19 protein-coding genes and 1 pseudogene are annotated in these 18,816 nt (G+C 45.4%); 9 read left to right on the forward strand and 11 right to left on the reverse strand.

Going from position 1 to position 18,816, the window contains the following annotated elements; translation table 11 throughout:
* Positions 1-44: 44 nt before the first annotated feature.
* Both L5M18_RS18265 and L5M18_RS18270 read left to right on the forward strand, forming a co-directional pair.
* Positions 45-365, forward strand: coding sequence for a hypothetical protein (locus tag L5M18_RS18265; protein WP_263198099.1), 321 nt, complete (start codon positions 45-47; stop codon positions 363-365).
* 284 nt (positions 366-649) lie between these two features.
* The gene (locus tag L5M18_RS18270; protein ID WP_263198100.1) at positions 650-2,065 is read left to right on the forward strand and encodes an AmpG family muropeptide MFS transporter; all 1,416 of its coding nucleotides are present in this window, start codon (positions 650-652) and stop codon (positions 2,063-2,065) included.
* Positions 2,066-2,186: 121 nt separating this feature from the next.
* Here the strand turns inward: L5M18_RS18270 and L5M18_RS18275 are convergent, their stop codons facing one another.
* Positions 2,187-2,672: a YajQ family cyclic di-GMP-binding protein gene (locus L5M18_RS18275; RefSeq protein WP_006080274.1), complete on the reverse strand. Its 486-nt coding sequence runs from the start codon at positions 2,670-2,672 to the stop codon at positions 2,187-2,189.
* A 155-nt stretch (positions 2,673-2,827) separates the two neighbouring features.
* On the opposite strand from L5M18_RS18275, the gene L5M18_RS18280 reads away from it, so the two are divergent.
* The 4 genes from L5M18_RS18280 (at position 2,828) to L5M18_RS18295 (ending at position 6,194) form a co-directional block, all read left to right on the forward strand.
* On the forward strand, positions 2,828-3,190 hold the full coding sequence (locus L5M18_RS18280) for a VanZ family protein (protein ID WP_105250138.1): 363 nt from the start codon (positions 2,828-2,830) through the stop codon (positions 3,188-3,190).
* 50 nt (positions 3,191-3,240) lie between these two features.
* The gene (locus tag L5M18_RS18285; RefSeq protein ID WP_263198102.1) at positions 3,241-4,197 is read left to right on the forward strand and encodes a ketopantoate reductase family protein; all 957 of its coding nucleotides are present in this window, start codon (positions 3,241-3,243) and stop codon (positions 4,195-4,197) included.
* A 348-nt stretch (positions 4,198-4,545) separates the two neighbouring features.
* Complete coding sequence (locus tag L5M18_RS18290) at positions 4,546-4,884, forward strand: P-II family nitrogen regulator (protein WP_105250140.1); 339 nt, start codon at positions 4,546-4,548, stop codon at positions 4,882-4,884.
* Positions 4,881-6,194, forward strand: coding sequence for an ammonium transporter (locus tag L5M18_RS18295; RefSeq protein ID WP_263198104.1), 1,314 nt, complete (start codon positions 4,881-4,883; stop codon positions 6,192-6,194). Before L5M18_RS18290 ends, L5M18_RS18295 begins: the two co-directional genes overlap by 4 nt.
* Before the next feature lie 89 nt (positions 6,195-6,283).
* Here the strand turns inward: L5M18_RS18295 and L5M18_RS18300 are convergent, their stop codons facing one another.
* The 6 genes from L5M18_RS18300 to L5M18_RS18325 form a co-directional block, all read right to left on the reverse strand.
* Positions 6,284-7,804, reverse strand: coding sequence for an EAL domain-containing protein (locus L5M18_RS18300; protein ID WP_263198105.1), 1,521 nt, complete (start codon positions 7,802-7,804; stop codon positions 6,284-6,286).
* 160 nt (positions 7,805-7,964) lie between these two features.
* Positions 7,965-8,837, reverse strand: a complete 873-nt coding sequence (locus L5M18_RS18305; RefSeq protein WP_263198107.1) for a DMT family transporter — start codon at positions 8,835-8,837, stop codon at positions 7,965-7,967.
* Between the two features lie 188 nt (positions 8,838-9,025).
* Positions 9,026-9,874: a 3-deoxy-8-phosphooctulonate synthase gene (gene kdsA, locus L5M18_RS18310; protein WP_105250144.1), complete on the reverse strand. Its 849-nt coding sequence runs from the start codon at positions 9,872-9,874 to the stop codon at positions 9,026-9,028.
* A gap of 58 nt (positions 9,875-9,932) precedes the next feature.
* Positions 9,933-11,180, reverse strand: a complete 1,248-nt coding sequence (locus L5M18_RS18315; protein WP_105250145.1) for a DUF819 domain-containing protein — start codon at positions 11,178-11,180, stop codon at positions 9,933-9,935.
* 156 nt (positions 11,181-11,336) lie between these two features.
* The gene (locus L5M18_RS18320) at positions 11,337-12,125 is read right to left on the reverse strand and encodes a SirB1 family protein (protein ID WP_105250146.1); all 789 of its coding nucleotides are present in this window, start codon (positions 12,123-12,125) and stop codon (positions 11,337-11,339) included.
* Positions 12,125-12,520: a SirB2 family protein gene (locus L5M18_RS18325; RefSeq protein ID WP_006080263.1), complete on the reverse strand. Its 396-nt coding sequence runs from the start codon at positions 12,518-12,520 to the stop codon at positions 12,125-12,127. Before L5M18_RS18325 ends, L5M18_RS18320 begins: the two co-directional genes overlap by 1 nt.
* A gap of 119 nt (positions 12,521-12,639) precedes the next feature.
* Between L5M18_RS18325 and L5M18_RS18330 the strand changes: the two genes are divergently transcribed.
* Positions 12,640-13,053, forward strand: a complete 414-nt coding sequence (locus tag L5M18_RS18330; RefSeq protein WP_263198109.1) for a GNAT family N-acetyltransferase — start codon at positions 12,640-12,642, stop codon at positions 13,051-13,053.
* A 225-nt stretch (positions 13,054-13,278) separates the two neighbouring features.
* Here the strand turns inward: L5M18_RS18330 and L5M18_RS18335 are convergent, their stop codons facing one another.
* Positions 13,279-13,482, reverse strand: a complete 204-nt coding sequence (locus L5M18_RS18335) for a YheV family putative zinc ribbon protein (protein WP_263198110.1) — start codon at positions 13,480-13,482, stop codon at positions 13,279-13,281.
* Positions 13,483-13,735: 253 nt separating this feature from the next.
* Between L5M18_RS18335 and L5M18_RS18340 the strand changes: the two genes are divergently transcribed.
* The gene (locus tag L5M18_RS18340; RefSeq protein WP_263198111.1) at positions 13,736-15,649 is read left to right on the forward strand and encodes an ABC transporter ATP-binding protein; all 1,914 of its coding nucleotides are present in this window, start codon (positions 13,736-13,738) and stop codon (positions 15,647-15,649) included.
* Positions 15,650-15,703: 54 nt separating this feature from the next.
* On the forward strand, positions 15,704-16,165 hold the full coding sequence (locus L5M18_RS18345) for a TIGR02444 family protein (protein ID WP_263198113.1): 462 nt from the start codon (positions 15,704-15,706) through the stop codon (positions 16,163-16,165).
* An 84-nt stretch (positions 16,166-16,249) separates the two neighbouring features.
* On the opposite strand, the gene L5M18_RS18350 is transcribed toward L5M18_RS18345, so the two are convergent.
* From L5M18_RS18350 to L5M18_RS18360, 3 genes and pseudogenes are all read right to left on the reverse strand, one after another.
* Positions 16,250-16,660, reverse strand: coding sequence for a GFA family protein (locus tag L5M18_RS18350; RefSeq protein ID WP_263198116.1), 411 nt, complete (start codon positions 16,658-16,660; stop codon positions 16,250-16,252).
* 51 nt (positions 16,661-16,711) lie between these two features.
* Positions 16,712-18,176: pseudogene (locus L5M18_RS18355) on the reverse strand (GMC family oxidoreductase N-terminal domain-containing protein).
* A 69-nt stretch (positions 18,177-18,245) separates the two neighbouring features.
* Complete coding sequence (locus L5M18_RS18360; RefSeq protein ID WP_263198120.1) at positions 18,246-18,752, reverse strand: TAT leader-containing periplasmic protein; 507 nt, start codon at positions 18,750-18,752, stop codon at positions 18,246-18,248.
* Between the last annotated feature and the right edge of the window lie 64 nt (positions 18,753-18,816).

An 18,816-nucleotide genomic window follows, 5' to 3' on the forward strand; every position in this document is an offset into this window, starting at 1 on the left:
ATTTTGCATCTATACTGTGATAGTAAACAGAAAGGAGGCAAACGATGACGGCAACTGAGTTCATCGATAATAAAGCGCCCCAACTCGCCTTCTATGGAAAAGCGTTTTTGAGTGAAGAACTCGACTTCCATGAAGTGCAACTTTACTTATGGGACACGTTAGAAGAATGGCAGCAACTGAATTCGACTGGCGAAGCGCAAACGGAAACTGAAAAAGTGTTTTGGCACTTGCTCCACAGCTTTAACAGGTGGCCTGACTGTGTGATCCGCGGTAATCAATATCTGCGTAAGCAAATAAATGATTGCTGTGACTACCTGAGTTTAGGCGGCCGAGTGCCGCAGGGATGCATCGGGATAAGACCTTAAGTTCAGCATTCCTATCGATAAAAAATGGCCCTGTAATAGGGCCTTTTTTATTTCGTAAACCAATTCCTCGTGTGTACATTATTACGCTCTCCTTACTATCAAGATCTATGCTAGCGATAAAGATAAGCGGTAAACTTTTAGCTACAAGCAGTTAACTCTCGAGCCATATTCAACCATCTTATAGTGCTAAACGGGACTCCAAAGTAAAAGGAATACCATTAGCCCTTGAACCCTATGGCACCTTACCCGTAAGCTAAGCGGATTAAACACTTAGACTCATGCCTATGTCCGCAAAAGGTTTTATTCAACGTACACTCGATGCCCTCAGTGTCTATTATCACAAGCGGGTTTTGATCCTGTTATTACTGGGTTTTTCTGCTGGTCTACCATTAATGCTGGTATTTTCAACGTTATCCTTTTGGTTGCGTGAAGCTGGTGTTGATCGCACTTCAATCGGTTATTTCAGCTGGATAGCCTTAGCCTATGCGTTTAAATGGGCTTGGTCACCCTTAGTCGATCGACTTTCACTGCCACTGCTAACTCGATTTCTAGGCCGCCGCCGTAGCTGGATGCTGTTCGCTCAGTTGTTATTGGTTGGTGCCATCTTAGGCATGTCTTTTAGTGACCCTCTCAAAGATCTCGAGCGCTTGGCACTGTTCGCATTAATGGTCGCCTTTGCCTCAGCCACTCAAGATATTGTTATTGATGCCTTTCGGATTGAATCAGCCCCAGAAAAGATGCAAGCCGCACTAGCAGCGGCCTATCAAGTGGGTTATCGCAGCGCCATGATTATCGCCACCGCAGGTGCTCTCACGATAGCGGCTTGGGTTGAACCCGGTAACACGGCATACAACTTAGTGGCATGGCAAACTTCTTACCTGATTATGGCAGGATTGATGTCTGTTGGGATTCTGACCACACTTTTTAGCCGCGAACCCGAAGTCGATACCCGCGCCGCCGATGCCACTGAATTAGCGCTAAAACAACGCTTAAGTGCCCGTTATCCAAGAATTATCGCAGCGGGCATATCTTGGGTATATACGGCCAGTATTTTACCCTTTATCGACTTTTTCAAACGCTATGGCCGCAGCGCTATCCTCATCTTATTACTGATTTCTTGCTACCGGATCTCGGATATTGTGATGGGGATTATGGCGAACGTCTTTTATGTGGACATGGGATTCACTAAGGAAGAAATTGCCTATTTGAGTAAAATCTATGGCCTGATCATGACCTTAGTCGGCGCAGCCTTCGGCGGTGTTTTGTTAGCCCGCTTCGGAACTATGAAAATCCTTTTCCTCGGTGCCTTACTGGTTGCCGTAACCAATCTGCTATTTGCGTGGCAGGCAGTGATTGGCTACAACGTGCCCTTTTTAACCTTTGCTATTTCCGTGGATAACTTCAGCGCTGGGATAGCCACGGCGGCATTTATTGCCTATCTATCGAGTCTCACCAGCAACGGCTACAGTGCAACGCAATATGCCTTACTGTCTTCGATTATGTTGCTTTTCCCTAAATTTATCGCGGGCTTCTCGGGGGCTTATGTCGACGCATTTGGCTATGTGAACTTCTTTGTCGCCGCCAGTGTGATTGGTTTTCCTGTGTTGTTTTTGGTTATCTTAGTCAACAAGTATGCGCCGCACCCCAGAACATCACTAATGGATGATTCGTCAAAAAGTGCACCAGCAAAATCGGATTAAGGTCTCATAGCACTTATGTCATCAATATAAAAAAGCCCTCACACCTTAGTGTGAGGGCTTTTACATTTAAAGACGAAATGGCAAACGCGATACTGCATCACGTTAAACCAATTCTGCTCGATTAATCTTTAAAGTTATCAAATTGGAAAGGCTGGCCTAACTCAGACTCACGTGCCAACGCCATGACAGCTTGTAAATCGTCACGTTTTTTACCTGTAACTCGTACTTTCTCGCCCTGAATAGACGCTTGCACTTTAAGTTTGCTGTCTTTAATTAGCTTGACCAGTTTTTTAGCAATTAAGGTTTCTATACCTTCTTTAAACTTCACTTTTAGGGAGAAGGTTTTACCGCTGTGGATAGCTTTCTCATCGACTTCCATCGAAGACGGATCCACATTACGTTTGCTCAGTTGCATACGTAAAATGTCCACTAATTGTTGGCATTGGAAGTCATCTTCAGCGGTTAACGTGACCACATGGTCCTTATATTCCACGTCAGCCGTTTTACCGCGAAAATCGAAACGTGTCGCCAGCTCACGCTTAGTATTATCAACCGCATTACGCAGTTCAACTTCATTCACTTCTGACACAATATCCATTGAAGGCATAGTTTTTATGTCCCATATCAAATTAATATGCAGCTAGTTTACCCACACACAGGCCTAAGTTGAAGGTAAAGCCTAGAATAAAAGCGTAATCATGGGTGACTTTAGCCACACATTTTCCTATCATTGCCCCACTCTAAGCTAATACAAACATATTTGTGATAACTAAAAATACCCTATTTAAGCTGGCTTTAGCCGTAGCCTTTGTCGTGATCAGTTATCTGGTATTTTCCAGACCAACCTATTCGCAAAGTATTCCGAATATCGACAAGGTAGGCCATCTTGGGAGCTTTTTTTGCCTCTCCTATCTCACCTATCTTGCTTTCAAACCTAAGTGGTATTGGTTATCTCTCACACTGGCAAGCTACGCCATTTTAATTGAGTTAGTGCAATCACGTTTGCCCTACCGTAGCGCTTCTGTGGGTGATGTTATTGCCGACTTTTCGGGTATTGCACTGTTTTACTTTTGCAATTGGGCCTATGGCAAATACTTCCGCGCAGCGCAATTGCGAGAAGATTAACTCAGGCGCTTCAAGCTGGTACTGATGACCGATACCTTAAGGCTACACATATGACTCATGCTGTGAACATAAATCGCGTGGTGGATATTGCGATTTTAGGTGCTGGTGCCGTTGGGCAGCTTATTTGCCACCAACTGACTACAGCGGGCATGAGTGTTGGTCTTATCGGCCGCGATTCAATTGCATCTATACAGCAGACACTTAGCGTCACTCCATTAGCGCTGGCCAATGATAATCAACAGAAAACACACGCACTCCAGTATTCTGTGCCTATCTTGACGGCCAATGCGCTCGATAATATCCGCCTCGTGATTGTCTGCGTCAAAGCCTATCAAGTGCTCGATGCACTTTTACCCTTACTTAACCAACTGCCCAGACAATGCCATATTTTGTTATTACACAATGGCATGGGACCTCATTTAGCCCTAGCGCCGCTAATTGATGCGCAAGCTGATGGCAGAGGGCTAAGCCTAGGGACAACTTCCCAAGGGGTGTTACGTCAAGCCAGTTGGCAAATTAGGCAAACGGGACAAGGGCTAACTCAATTTGGGCATTTTGCAGGTACAGAGCTCACTGAGCATTATCGCAATGCTTTACTGACGGCTATCCCCAACAGTGAATGGGTGGATGCCATTGTGCCTTGTCTATGGCAGAAACTCGCCGTTAATGCAGCGATTAATCCGCTTACAGCACTATATCAATGTCCTAATGGCACACTCGCCGAGCCAGATTTTAGTGACATGATTAAAGGCATTCTCGACGAGTTAGTCACGGTTGCCACACTCGAGGGCGTGCATCTCGATAAACAATTGTTACACGACAGGGTCTATCAGGTGATCCGCCTCACTGCGGGGAATTTCTCATCGATGCACCAAGATATTGCACACCAAAGACGAACTGAAATAGACCAAATTAATGGTTATATCTGTGAGCGTGCACAAGCGCACGGTTTAAGTGCACCAGTTAATGCTGACCTCTGGGCGCGCGTCAAACAGCTAGAAGCTTAAGCAAGAAAACTCACATAACAAAACTAATATAACATTATGTTTAATTGATATAATTTTTAATTTTTTGCTAAATCCCCACTTTTTATTTACCGCATTAAAACGCGAATTACCCTAGCGCCATACTCACTCGACTTTTGCTGCACTCATGCTAGTCAAGCAAATTTACCTTGCACCAAAATACGCACCAAATCAGGGCAGATTAACTTTGCATTGCACCGTTTTGCATCAAAATTTTAAACTATTTCGGTGCATTTTAATGTTAACGCAATGATAATAAATGCTTTGTCTATATGGCCTAATTCCTGCTTTATTCCAATAAATTGAGTCCGCAGCTTGTTGGAGAGAAAATTGAAACTGGTCACCGCAATCATTAAACCGTTCAAATTAGACGATGTACGTGAAGCCTTAACTCAGCTCAGCGTCCATGGCATGACAGTCACTGAAGTACGCGGTTTTGGCCGCCAAAAGGGCCATACGGAATTGTATCGTGGTGCTGAATATGCAGTGGACTTTTTACCTAAGATTAAACTCGAAGTTGCCATTCATTCCGATCAAGAAGATGCCGTTATTGATGCCATTATTGCTGCAGCCCATACGGGCAAAGTGGGTGATGGCAAAATCTTTGTGACTTCGTTAGAACAAGTGGTGCGCATTCGCACTTCGGAAGAAGGAGTTGATGCCCTATGATGCTAGTGAGCTTCAGACTCAGTATTAAATACCTATTGATATTATTCAGTGTATTGGCGACGAATGCCGTCGCCGATGATGGTCAATTTAGTGCTGCAAATACAGCGTGGATCTTAAGCTCATCCGCATTAGTGTTGTTGATGACCCTGCCAGGATTAGCCTTATTTTACGGCGGTTTAGTTCGCAGTAAAAACGTGCTTTCAATATTGATGCAATGCTTCTCTATTGCCGCCCTAGTGTCAGTTTTATGGTTCGGGCTAGGTTATTCACTCGCATTCGACACAGGTAACAGTTTCATCGGTGGCTTAGACAAAGCACTACTGTCAGGTATTGGTCGCGATAGTCTTAGCGGGGATATTCCCGAGCCGCTGTTTATTCTATTTCAAATGACCTTTGCCATCATAACGCCAGCTTTAATCATCGGTGGTTTTGCCGAGCGAATGAAGTTTTCAGCTGTGCTTATCTTTTCAGGTGCTTGGTTATTACTGGTTTATGCGCCGATCACCCACTGGGTTTGGGGCGGTGGCTGGTTAGCACAGCTAGGACTGTATGATTTCGCGGGCGGAACCGTGGTGCATATCACCGCAGGGGTTGCTGCGCTCGTGGCCGCTAAAGTGCTAGGTCCACGCAAAGGATTTTTAAACTCGGCGATTATGCCGCACAACCTGACGATGACAGTCACAGGTGCGGGCATGCTGTGGGTGGGTTGGTTCGGTTTTAACGGCGGCAGTGCGCTAGGCGCTAACGGCACCGCAGCCATGGCGATTCTAGCTACTCATCTCGCCGCTTCTATGGGCGCGATGACATGGGCGGCAATTGAGTGGATTAAGTTTGGTAAACCCAGCGCCCTTGGCATAGTCACAGGCATGGTAGCGGGCTTAGGCACTATCACTCCCGCCTCAGGTTATGTTGGCCCAGCAGGCGCCTTAGTTATAGGTTTACTCGGTGGAATCGTGTGTTTTTACTCAACGGTTTATATCAAACAGAAACTTAAAATCGATGACTCCTTAGACGTTTTCCCCGTGCACGGTGTCGGCGGTATTCTTGGTACCCTTTTGGCAGGAGTCTTTAGCTCGACCCAATTAGGCATATTTAGCGGCTACGGTTTTGCGACTATGAACAACACTATGATAGACCAACTTGGGGTACAGATTATCGGGGTTGCGGCGACATTTACTTATACTGCGGTGGTCACTTGGTTGCTGTTTGTGATCATCCGTAAGCTACTTGGCGGCCTTCGCGTCAGCACAGAACAAGAAGTTAACGGCTTAGATTTATCGGAACACGAAGAAACGGGTTATAGCCTTTAATCAGAACCTCGAGCCAGAACCTTTAGTTAAGACAGTTGAATAGCCATAAGGGCACCAAGACGCCCTTATGGCAGACTTACATCATGATGCTACTTTTTGAAATGTTCGACTAACCATAACTTTAAATCCGCCAGCTTCATCGGCTTAGCAAAGAGATAACCTTGTAAAAAATGGACTTGGCGACTGGTCAAATAATCTGCCTGCTCCTGCGTTTCAACCCCTTCAGCCACCACCACATAATTCATCTTATGGGAGAGCTCAATAATGGTATCGAGCACGTGGGAAGTCACGGAGTCCTGCCCTATGGTATCGATGAAGCATTTATCGATTTTCAAGTAATCCAATGGCATGGTTTGTAACAAAGATAAGGTTGTTTGCCCAGTACCAAAGTCATCGATAGCCACTAAAATCCCCAACTGGCGTAAGCTTTCAATGCGCTGGCAAATATCCGGCGTTAATAATTGCCGTTCGGTGATTTCGATTAAAGGCTTAACGCCAATACGATCCAAAGAATCCCGCAGATGAATAAATTTCGACTCGATATCATCTTGGGTGAAATGCTCTGGCGCCACGTTGAACGCGACTCTAAAGCCCAATTCAACCTTCATATTAGCAAAATCTTTTAATGCCTTTTCGAAGATATAATTGGTCAATGGAACAATCAGCTTGCTCTCTTCGGCGATAGGAATAAACAAATCAGGCCGTACTAAGCCCATTTGTGGGTGCTGCCAACGCACTAATGCCTCGACTCCTTTGGCCTTGCCGTCCTCAGCACAGATCACAGGTTGATAAACCAAAAAGAACTCTTCGTTCTCTATCCCGCTACGAATATCATCAGCAAGGGAGTGACGAGATAACCGTGAATAGAGCACAAACAAGATAGAACCCGTAATCAAAATAATGCTAAAGGGTAGTGAGATGGCAAAAAATATCCAAAAAAAATGCCTAAAAAAAGCAGGTGACATTTCTAGTAACACCGAAAAACGATGCTCATCAGAATCTAAAGTCATTACCTCATTTTTGATAAATCCGAGTGATTCAGGAATCGTTTTTCCATTGATGGATAAAGCGACATTGATAACTGCGCTGGGAAACACATCGGGCTGTACAAAGGAATCTACTAAATATTTCCCTTCAATAATCACAGCGGCGCCGTGTTTAGATTTAGGGTCCCATTTAGATGACACTATCGCGGGCACCTCAGGCATAAAAGGCGTGCCCGCAATAATAAACTGATTAGATATTTCAAGATTTTCGGTAACACTAACAATGCTCAGGGGAATATCAATATCACCGGTTTTAGATGAGCAATAAACGCGTTGTGAGTCAAATATTAAAGCCGAACGAAAGTAAGGTTGGAACAACATATAGTTGTATAACTCTTGACACTCAGAATCCTTCAATGCCAATGCATAATGGCTGATTTCATCGGCATGAGAGATCAAAGTATCTACGTGATCTACATAAATAGCCCCCACACCTTTGACTTTATCTTCAACAAAATACTGTGCAGAGAGATAACTTGCAACAGCAGCAATTCCAATTGGAAACAATATGACTGCCAGCCATTGCCATAATGGCAGATTTAATTTTGCTAACTTTTTTCGCATATATCCTTAACTCACACAGCGCTCGGTTAAAAATAGTATCAAAATCGATGGAGTAAGACGTGTGTATATTTGTATCTCAGCGAATGTTTGCTTGATATAAACACACTGAATCGAGTTCTATTTTAGTCTAAAAAACCAGCATACCTTCTATTAATTTAGTCTATTCCCACATCACCAAAATGGCGGCAATAGCGATCAAGACTAACCCTAGCATATCTTTTATCTTTACTTTTTCCTTCAGCCAAAAGGTGGCAATCAAGATCATAAAGAAAACTTCAACTTGACCTAAGGTTTTAACATAGGGCACAGCCTGCAACGACATAGCACTAAACCAACCGATAGAACCTAAACAACTGGCGATGCTTGTCAGTAAAGTCAACTTAGGTCGTTGCCATAATGCTATCAGCGTAAATTTATCCTTAAGCAACAAATAACTGACTAACAGCAAAGTTTGTAGGCCTATCACAAATAGCAACACCCAAGCTGCGCTATGGGGGAAACCAATATTCAAACATAAACTCGCTTCTCGTACCCAAAGCGATGTCAGCGCAAACGAAGTACCACAGGCTAAACCAATCAATACCGTATTGAGCGACAGACTTCGCAGGCCTTGTTTGGCACTCATGAGAAAAATTGCCACACCACCCAACAACACTCCCGACCAACCTAAAAGGGATAAATGCGTCCCAAAAAACACTGTGCCTAAGATCGCCGCGACCACAGCTTCACTCTTGGCTAGCCCAGCACCAACGGCAAAGTTCTGTTGCTTGAACAATTTCACCATCAAGCCCGTCGCGAGAATTTGCATCGCCGATGCTCCGAGAATAAAACCGATAAAACGGTCGCTAAAATCGGGGATTCCGACATCCTGCCAAAGATATAAGCTCGCCAAATACACGGCGGCAATCGGCCCAGCCCAAATAAAACGCGCTAAGGTCACGCCCGCAACACTCACTTCTTCACTCAGCTGGCTTTGAAACGCATTACGCCAAGCCTGCATAAATGCCGCCAGCAAAGTGAGTAAGATCCACATAAAGGTATTCCGTAAAGAATCTGGTCGGCTATAAAAACAAGATTGTTAGGCAAAGCCCATCATAAAACATTAATGTTTCAGATAGCTACGGGGCTATACCAATCACATTCCTCGACTGAAAAACAAAAGCCCCGAACGAGTCGAGGCTTTAGGATTAAGTCACTAATTCATTAAGTCTTAGCTTGCGATTACTTACTGGTATCGATTGGCTCGAAGGATTTAACCAAATCGTCGATCGCTTTCATTTGCTTCAGATAATTTTCTAACTGATGCAAAGGCAGCGCACATGGGCCATCACACTTAGCGTTATCAGGATCAGGGTGCGCCTCAATGAATAGACCCGCTAAACCCAGCGCCATACCACTGCGCGCTAACTCGGTCGCCTGTGCGCGACGTCCACCCGCTGAATCTGCACGACCACCAGGGCGTTGCAGCGCATGGGTCGCATCGAAAATCACCGGATAGCCAGATTGCTTCATCTCGTCCATACCCAACATATCAACGACTAAGTTGTTATATCCAAAGCTTGAACCACGTTCACACAGGATGATCTCGTCATTACCCGCTTCGTTAAACTTAGTGATGATATGGCGCATTTCATGTGGTGCTAAAAACTGTGGCTTTTTCACATTGATGATAGCGCCAGTTTTTGCCATCGCGACAACTAAATCAGTCTGGCGTGCTAGAAATGCAGGTAACTGAATAATATCAACTACTTCTGCCACTGGCGCACACTGATGCACTTCATGCACGTCGGTGATCAAAGGTAAATTAAAGGTCTTTTTAATCTCTTCAAAAATCTTTAAGCCTTCCTCCATACCTGGACCGCGGTAAGAGTTAATCGAAGAACGATTCGCCTTATCAAAAGACGCCTTAAATATATAAGGGATCCCCAGCTTTTGAGTCACTTCGGCATAGGTTTCAGCAATCGACATAGCGAGATCGCGAGACTCAAGCACGTTCATGCCACCAAACAACACGAAAGGTTTATCGTTGGCAATCTCGATTGAACCTAGGTTTATGATTTTATTACTCATCGCAACTTCTCTCTAAAATGCTGGAACCTTTCCCAGCGGTGAATAGGAGCTAAGGCGGTTATACCGCAACTAACTGTAAAATTTGACCACAAATCCATGCCATATAGGTTCCTAACGCATAACCTAATACGGCTAACAGTACGCCCACGGGTGCTAAAGCGGGGTGAAATGCCGCCGCAACTACAGGGGCTGACGCAGCGCCACCCACATTCGCTTGGCTGCCTACGGCCATATAAAATAACGGGGCTTTAATCAGCTTAGCCACCAATAACATAAAGCTTGCGTGAACTATCATCCACACAATACCAATTAAAAAGTACAATGGCGTATCGAGCACCTTACTCACATCCATATGTAGACCAATGGTCGCAACTAAGATGTAAAGGAAGGCTGAAGCCACTTTTGATGCCCCCGCCGCCTCTAAATGACGCACTGGACTGAATGACATCGCCAAACCAATCGTTGTGACTATCACCACTAGCCAGAAAAATTTAGAGGTTAAACTGTAATCTGCAGTCCAAGGATAGTTCACTTCAAAAAATGGCCCCAGAAAATCAGCGGCGATATGAGCAATACCTGTGATACCAAAGCCTACAGCGACAATCAGCATAAGATCGCGCAGATTAGGAATGCGTGCATTTTCAGCGTGATACTTTTCAACTTTATCTTTTAACGCTTCAATAGCAGAAGTATCCGCACCGGTTTTAGCATCGATCTCTTTCGCTTTTGAGGCCAGAAACAGCAGTACTGCCATCCAAATATTGGCGACTATCACATCGACTGTCACCATCACAGAGAAAATATTACCGCCCACGTCATAAATTTCTTTCATTGCAGCTTGGTTTGCGCCCCCACCAATCCAGCTCCCCGCTAAGGTCGTCATACCACGCCATACCGCATCGGGGCCATCGACCCCAATTAAAGAAGGTTCAATAACCGACACCAGCAACAAGGCGATAGGGCCGCCGATAACGATACCGACAGTGCCGGTTAAAAACATGATCAAAGCTTTCGGCCCTAAACTTAAAATAGCTTTTAAATCTACGCTTAAAATCAATAAGACTAAACAAGCTGGCAGCAAATAACGGGATGCCACAAAATACAGTTGTGAGGTATTACCATCGATTACCCCAAAGGTATTCAATAACGATGGCAAGAAATAGCACAATAAAAGGGCGGGAATAAAACGATAAAACTTCTGCCAAAAAGGATGACTACTGCTACTGGTATAAAATACAAAACCTAGAATTGTCGCGAGTATTCCTAACGCCGTGGCATCGTTCGTCACTAAAGCCGTGCTTGTCATGCTAATTTCTCCCTATTGATACAGTTATTATTTTTATTAGAGACTTAACTTTTAAGTCCCTGGGTCAAACTTCCATCTGCCCAGTGTTATTATTTTTGCGGATTGAATTCGTTAATAAAAGTTGAATAAATAAGAAGAGCCCCGAAAGGCTCTGCTTTAGTGATAAACCTCGGCGTGTTCGTTTAATTCTTTGAGCTGCATCTTCACTATCTCGATCACGGGATCGTGAGGACTATTATCAACAAAATGCTGCAGATCGGCGGCGGCCACATTAATACAACCCAACTGCTGTGCAATAAACGCCCGCTCACGATTCAAATGCACATCGTCAACATGCCATTGCAACAGCAGGCTGCAACACTCCATCGCTGCCTCAAATTGATGCGACACTATGCAACCCGCCTTAAGCTCATGCAGCATACGCGTCAGCAGTTTTTTCACCGTTGCAGGCTTTAAGTAACTTGCCTTAAGTTCAGCAGCATTACCTAACTCGCCGCGCACTAACACGTGCAACTGGTGACGGGTGAGTTCCTTGCCCGTTAAAGGATCCAAATAACTCACTTCACCGCCAATCTTACAACGCAGCACCGTATTGCCAGGTAGCAATATGGGTTCGAGTTCAAGATCTAACTGCTTTGCCAGCAACATCAATACCGTCGCCAGCGTTGTACTATTACCTTGGCGACTAATTAAGCAAGTACCTAAATCTGCCGCCTCTGTACTGAAGTAGTTCTCACGAACACAAAAACCTAAATCCTCGTAAAACCAATGCAACAGCGCATTAAAACGCTGTTGTTGATCAACCAAGTAATGACTTAATACGGCTCCCGCCATTTCAAACCAAGCCCATTTAGCGGCTTCAAGTTTAGAAAATCCAAGGTGCGCACCTACATCCAATGCCGACTCGGGCAATGAAATGCCATCTTGCAGAGTGTAGTTACCCATTAACCCAATAATACCGCTTGTTTAAAATGAGCCAATTTAGCAGCATAAACCAACCAACCTATCGCGCCTAAGTAAGCAAACACTTTGAACAATTTGTTTCTGTTTGCTTTTATGGCAATGGCGCCTAGGACAATGTAAGCAACTACAGCACCGATTTTTTCGGTCATCCAAGGATCCACAAAAGGAAATTGCTGGATCATAAAACACAAAGTTAAGCCCGACAGCAGCAGGAAAGTGTCGATAACATGGGGCGCTATCTTGAGCAGCTTCTTCTCCATCAGAGCCGATTGGCGCAGATGCAGGACAAAGCGAACGGTAAGCAGTAACACGCTCAACGCGATAAAGGTAAAATGCAGATGTTTAACCGCAGGATATAGACTGTAAAAAGTTTCCATTACGATACTTATGGCCAGTGACAAAGGCGCTAGTTTACCCTAATCCTTGACGGCATACCAATGCCTATCAGCCTAGATATTCAGAGCTAACATCATAAAAAATCAAACGAGAAGTGACGATGAATTTAAGCTTAATTAACGATGAATCAACCGAGTTCACCGACGCTGTAAAACAAAAAATTGTCGAGTTCAACCAAGTTCAATGGCAGGGGCTTAGCCGTAAAAATCTCGGACTCAAACTACAGGACTCCGAAGGTAAACTGTTAGCAGGGATCAGCGGTAAAACCTTCGGCAATTGGTTGTTAATCGATTATCTGTGGGTCGATGATTCTTTAAGACACCAAAGTATCGGCACGCACTTGCTATTAAAAGCAGAAAGCCAAGCAAAAGCGCGCGGCTGCCAATTTGCCCTACTCGATACCTTAGATTTCCAAGCTAAGCCCTTCTATGAGCGCCACGGCTATCGCGTACAATGGATACAACAAGCCTACCCTGAAACCGGCAGTAAATTCTTTATGGTAAAAGTGTTGTGATGTTTAAGGTCAGCGGTCATAAACGTACCCAATGCTTAGGCTACCATTTCTAATATCTAACTCAGACCGTTTCAATTATCTAACTCAGACCGTTTCAATGAACTTGAGCTAATTGCGAGTGGTTAATGATTTGCGCACCTTTTACTCGCAAAGCTACAAACGGAAAAATAAGAGATAGGACAGGCGTCCTCAGCCGAAGCAACCCAATTGAATTAAATCTTCAACCTAATCCGGTTTAAACACGCCGATCATTGCGCCGGTTGCTTTTTCTGTCACCTTTTCATCAGTTTGCTGTTCACGGTAATCACACTCTGTGCATTCAACAGTTTCGATGCCGTTTTCCTTGTAGAGTAAAATGCTGTCTTTGGCGCTGCATTTTGGGCACTTAGCACCGGCTACGAAACGCTTTTTGATTTTAGTGTTTGTCATAATAGATAAAGGACCAGATAGCAGGGCCAAGGGACTCGGCCGAAGAAATTGCCGCTATTTTGCCACACTGATGATTGAATACCAGTGTTACCTGAAAGTATGAGGCCTTAGGTCGATGTGATGCGATTCGCTAAAGATCATCCTGAAAAGTCGAATAATTGTCCTAGTTATCGGGTCAGGCTGTGGTTTGAAACTGGGTTGTACGCTATTATCTGTGCCCTGACGAATTCACGTTCTAACCAAGTTGTAGTTAATGATCAGCATCAACCAAGCGCAATTAATCCGTGGCAGCAAAACCCTGCTAGATGAGACCTCTCTCACGATTTATCCCGGCCATAAGGTCGGTTTAGTCGGTGCTAACGGCACAGGCAAATCCTCACTGCTCGCATTAATTTTAGGTCACTTAAGCCTAGATAAAGGTGAATTTAGTCTGCCTTCTGGCTGGCAAATTGCCACTGTGGCCCAAGAAACCCCTGCGCTCGACGTCTCGGCACTGGAATATGTGATCGATGGCGATAGCGAATATCGTCAATTAGAAGCCCTATTACACAAGGCCCAAGAAGATAACGACGGCAATGCCATCGCACTCTTACACGGCAAAATCGACGCTATCGGTGGTTATGCGATTCATTCGCGCGCGGGTTCATTGTTAGCGGGTCTGGGCTTTAGTGAAGCCGATCAAAGCAATCCAGTGAAAAGCTTTTCGGGCGGCTGGCGTATGCGCCTTAACTTAGCCCAAGCGCTACTGTGCCGCTCTGACTTATTACTCCTCGACGAACCCACCAACCACTTAGACTTAGATACCATGTACTGGCTCGAAGGTTGGATTAAGTCCTATCAAGGCACGCTGATTTTAATCAGCCATGATAGGGACTTTATCGATGAAATCGTTGATGAAATCGTCCACGTTGAAAATCAAAAACTCAATTTCTACAAAGGCAATTACAGTGCCTTTGAGCGCATTCGTGCCGAACGTATGTCGCAGCAACAGGTTGCCTTCGAACGCCAACAAAAAGAACGTGCGCACATGCAGTCCTTCGTTGACCGTTTCCGTTACAAAGCAAGTAAAGCCAAACAAGCCCAGAGCCGCTTAAAGGCGTTAGAGCGCATGACTGAGTTGTTGCCGTCTCAAGCCGACAGCCCCTTTTATATGGAGTTTCGTGCTCCAGAAGCCCTGCCCAATCCACTGATTAAGATGGAGCAAGTCGCGATCGGTTATAGCGATAAGCCAATCCTGAGCAAGGTGCATTTAAACTTAGTGCCGGGTGCGCGCATTGGTTTACTCGGCCGTAACGGCGCGGGTAAATCGACATTAATCAAGCTGTTATCAGGCCAATTATCGCCAATGACAGGTTTGTATGAACCTAATCCTGGCGTCAATATCGGTTACTTTGCCCAGCATCAAATCGAATTTTTGCGCCTCGACGATACGCCGATGCAGCATTTAGTGCGTCTGGCGCCCAATGCCAGAGAGCAAGAACTACGTAACTTCTTAGGCGGTTTTGGCTTTAATGGCGATATGGCGCTCTCACCTGTACGCCCCTTTTCTGGCGGCGAGAAAGCCCGTTTGGTGTTGGCGCTATTAGTTTGGCAACGCCCTAACCTATTGCTGCTCGATGAACCCACCAACCATTTAGACTTAGAGATGCGCCACGCCCTGACAATGGCATTGCAAACCTTTGAAGGCGCTATGGTTGTCGTCTCGCATGATAGGCATTTACTGCGATTAACCTGTAGCGATTACTATCTGGTGGATCAAGGTGAAGTACGTGCCTTCGACGGTGACTTAGACGATTATCACCAATGGTTGCTCGATGCGGCGAAAGCCAACTCGAATCAAAACAGCACCAGTGACGAGATCAAACCTGCGGCCGATAAGAAGATACAGAAACGCCTCGAGGCCGAGATCCGCCAAAAGGTATCACCACTCAAGCGCAAACAAACTAAGTTAGAAACCGAGCAACAAAAGCTGAGCGAACGCCTCGCCGAGCTAGAACACTTGCTGGCCGATAGCGAATTGTATGATCAAGATAACAAAGCCAAGCTAACCTCGGTATTAACCGAGCGAACGAGCTTGACGCAAACCTTAGAAGACAGTGAAATGCAATGGCTCGAGTTGCAAGAAGAGATAGATGCAATGGAGCAAGAGGTCATGGAGCAACAATAACTCCAGCGTTCTTTTACATAAAAGTCAGTAGCAGCGGCAATACAAGGAAATAGTATGGCGGTTTTAACCCAGTTCGACAGTCAACTCTGGCAATGGTGTGATATGAGCTATGCGCAAAACAAAGCGCTCTGTCTCGAATTGCAAAATAGCTGTCAGGTGAACGTCAATCTACTGCTATTGGCACAATATTTAGATATCACTATGGATGTGTCTGGGCCGCAGCAATACAGCCCAGACCAATGGCAAGCACTGATGAATGCTGTGGGTGAATGGGATGAAAGGTTTCTCATGCCCTATCGCAAATTACGTAAACTCGCTAAATCCAGCCTGAATGAGCAAGAGTATCAGCAGATGCTCGCTGTTGAGCTGATGATGGAACGTAAAGCGCAGCGAACCATCTTGAATAAACTCAATGAACTCAGCCCAAACGGCCAAGCGACAAATCTAGTGAGCTACTTAAGCCTGTTTGGACTCAGTGACATTGACGCCAACGAAATCGGCCTCATTGCGCCCTGATTCAATCTAAACAAATCATTTTAAATCAATCACATAAAAGCAATAATAAGCTAAATCAAATTAACGCTATGATCATCAGAGCCGCTAACGGCTGCGGCCTTGCGGATAGCGTTCACAGTCATCCTTGATCACCAACCAGTTCAACTGACTCTCAGTATAAATATGGTACTTAGGCTGAACTTGGTTAGCATCGTCCAGACTCGCTATGCTCAAGGTCGAATAATCGGGATATTGAGTATGTCGGTAAGTTAACGATGTACCGCACTTGTCACAAAATCCACGGCGAATAAACTCGGACGATGCGAACTCAGTCACCTGACCTTTAAGCCAAATCACTTGGCTGAGTTTAAAATCCATCCAAGCCCCAAATGCAGATCCCGTGCTTTTTTGGCATGAACGGCAGTGGCAATAATCCGCATCAAAGGGTTCACCTTCAACCTGATAACGAATCGCCCCGCATAAGCAACCACCTTCCCGTAATATGTTTTCAGACATTCACACCCCATCAAGCTTTATCAAGCTAAGCTGCATTTTGATAAGATAACATCAGGCTTTACCGTCAGTGAGCTTCTGTGCGAGTGCGGTGGCATTACGTGCCGTGATGCCATAAATCGACAGCTGCGGGTTAGCGCCAAGGCTGGTCGGGAAGATAGAGCCATCCATTACAGATAAATTCTCTAAATAGTGCGACTGTCCATAACTGTTGACCATAGAAAGCTTTTCATCTTCGCCGAAGGGACAACCGCCCATCACGTGCGCCGATGCGACGATAGTGCGCAGTGGCGCGAGTGACATCTGCGTAATGCTCTCTTTGGCGTCTTTCCACGAGGATAAGTAAGGCATGCCATCGCTGATCGGCAACACTTTTAAGGCGCCCGCCGAGAATTGTAACTCCGCCATGCTGGCAAAAGCGCGTCTCGCGGCCCGCCAAAAGGCATCGGTCAGCGGATAATCTAAAGCAAAACCCTTATCCGTTAAGTGTACTGCACCGCCTTGACTGTCGGGATGATAGCCATCGCGGATCAAAGCGATAGTCACTTGCAACTGATTGAATTGTGACATTAACTCAGCATGACTTGTACCATATCCTAAGGTTTTAGAGGCAATTAAAATCGGATGCACCGGCGGCACTTCGAGTTTATAACCCAGCTCACCATCGGCGCCATTGTTCCACACAAATTCATCGGAATAGATAGATTGCGGCGCACCGCTATGGCCATTGATCGAATCGGCAAATACGCCGCCGGATAACAAAGTAGGATGTAAAAAGGTGCGTTTACCCAAAAGTTGGTGGGGATCGGGTACTTGCGAACGCATCAAAATCGTCGGTGTATGGATAGCACCCGCACTCAAAATATAATGTTTAGCCTTAAATAACAGCTCAACGTCAGTGGGTCGTAAATTCACATCCAACGCCTGCGCCTTTAACGCAAACACTTGGCCATTATGGTGCTCAATCTTAGTCACTTTAGCGCGACTGATCAGCTGCGCGCCTTTCTCAAGTGCCGCGGGAATCGTAGTGACTAACATAGATTGCTTCGCATTGACCGGACAACCCATGCCGCAATAGCCGGTATTCCAGCAACCCGCCACATTGCGTTTAATTACTGTGTATTCCCAGCCAAGATTGATACAACCTTGCTTCAGGGCGGCATTATTGCGATTAGGCTCATAATTCCATTCATGAATGTTGAGCCGTTGTTCCATTTGCTCAAACCAAGGATCTAAACTCTCGCGATTAAGCCCAGCAACCGATTTATGTTGCGCCCAAAAAGCTAACGCCTCGGTCGGAGTGCGGATTGAAGTGGTCCAGTTAACTGTGGTTGAGCCACCGACTGCGCGGCCCTGAAAAATTCCAATCGCCTTATCGGCGGTTTTCATCGCCGCAGCTTGTTGATACAAGTTGGGGTAAGCGACCCGCTCTTCACTGCTGGTTTTCTTGCAATTGGCTCGCATCAGTGTGCAACCAACCAGAGTTTAAACCATTCACTATAGGATCTATGATTGCCAACTTGAGTGCTCCACTGTCGCGGGTAAGATGCTTATTATTCGGCGTTTGATTAGGTTAAAAATGGACTCGCTATTTGAACAGTTCAGGCTTGGCATAATGCAGGCGGCTCCAGTGCTCAGGACAAGCGTAGTAACTTGCCATCACTAATTCCCGCAATCCGAGATAAGCCGTTTGTAACAAAGCAAAATAACTGTGGCGCCAGTTTTCTAACATATCAGTTAACTCGGCGGGAGAGCGCATCAATAGCGGCGTCATGCTCGAGGTGAGTACTAGTAAACCAAGACGATTTTCGAGCATATCGAGCAGCTCAAACAATTCGGTCTGCTGCTCATCGGGTAACACAGCAATCGACTGTTTGATGGCATCTAAAGTGCGGTTTTGCGCCGCCAACTTATGGATGGCCACATCAGGCAAGGCGCCGTCGAGCATCACAGGTAAAAGCACGCTAAACAACAAGCGATAATCTTTGCCTTCGCTATCCTCGGGCAAACTAAACTCAGGAGAATAGAGATTAACCCCTAAGGCTAACGCCGCCGTACCGGCAAACGCGCCCATTATAAAGGTTCGTCGCTTCATCTCTATCTCCTAATTATCAACCTAAATGTCGGCCTAAATATCAGCATAAAAAACAATTGTGCTA

This window comes from Shewanella sp. SM20 (assembly GCF_025654545.1).
Classification (GTDB): domain Bacteria; phylum Pseudomonadota; class Gammaproteobacteria; order Enterobacterales; family Shewanellaceae; genus Shewanella; species Shewanella oncorhynchi.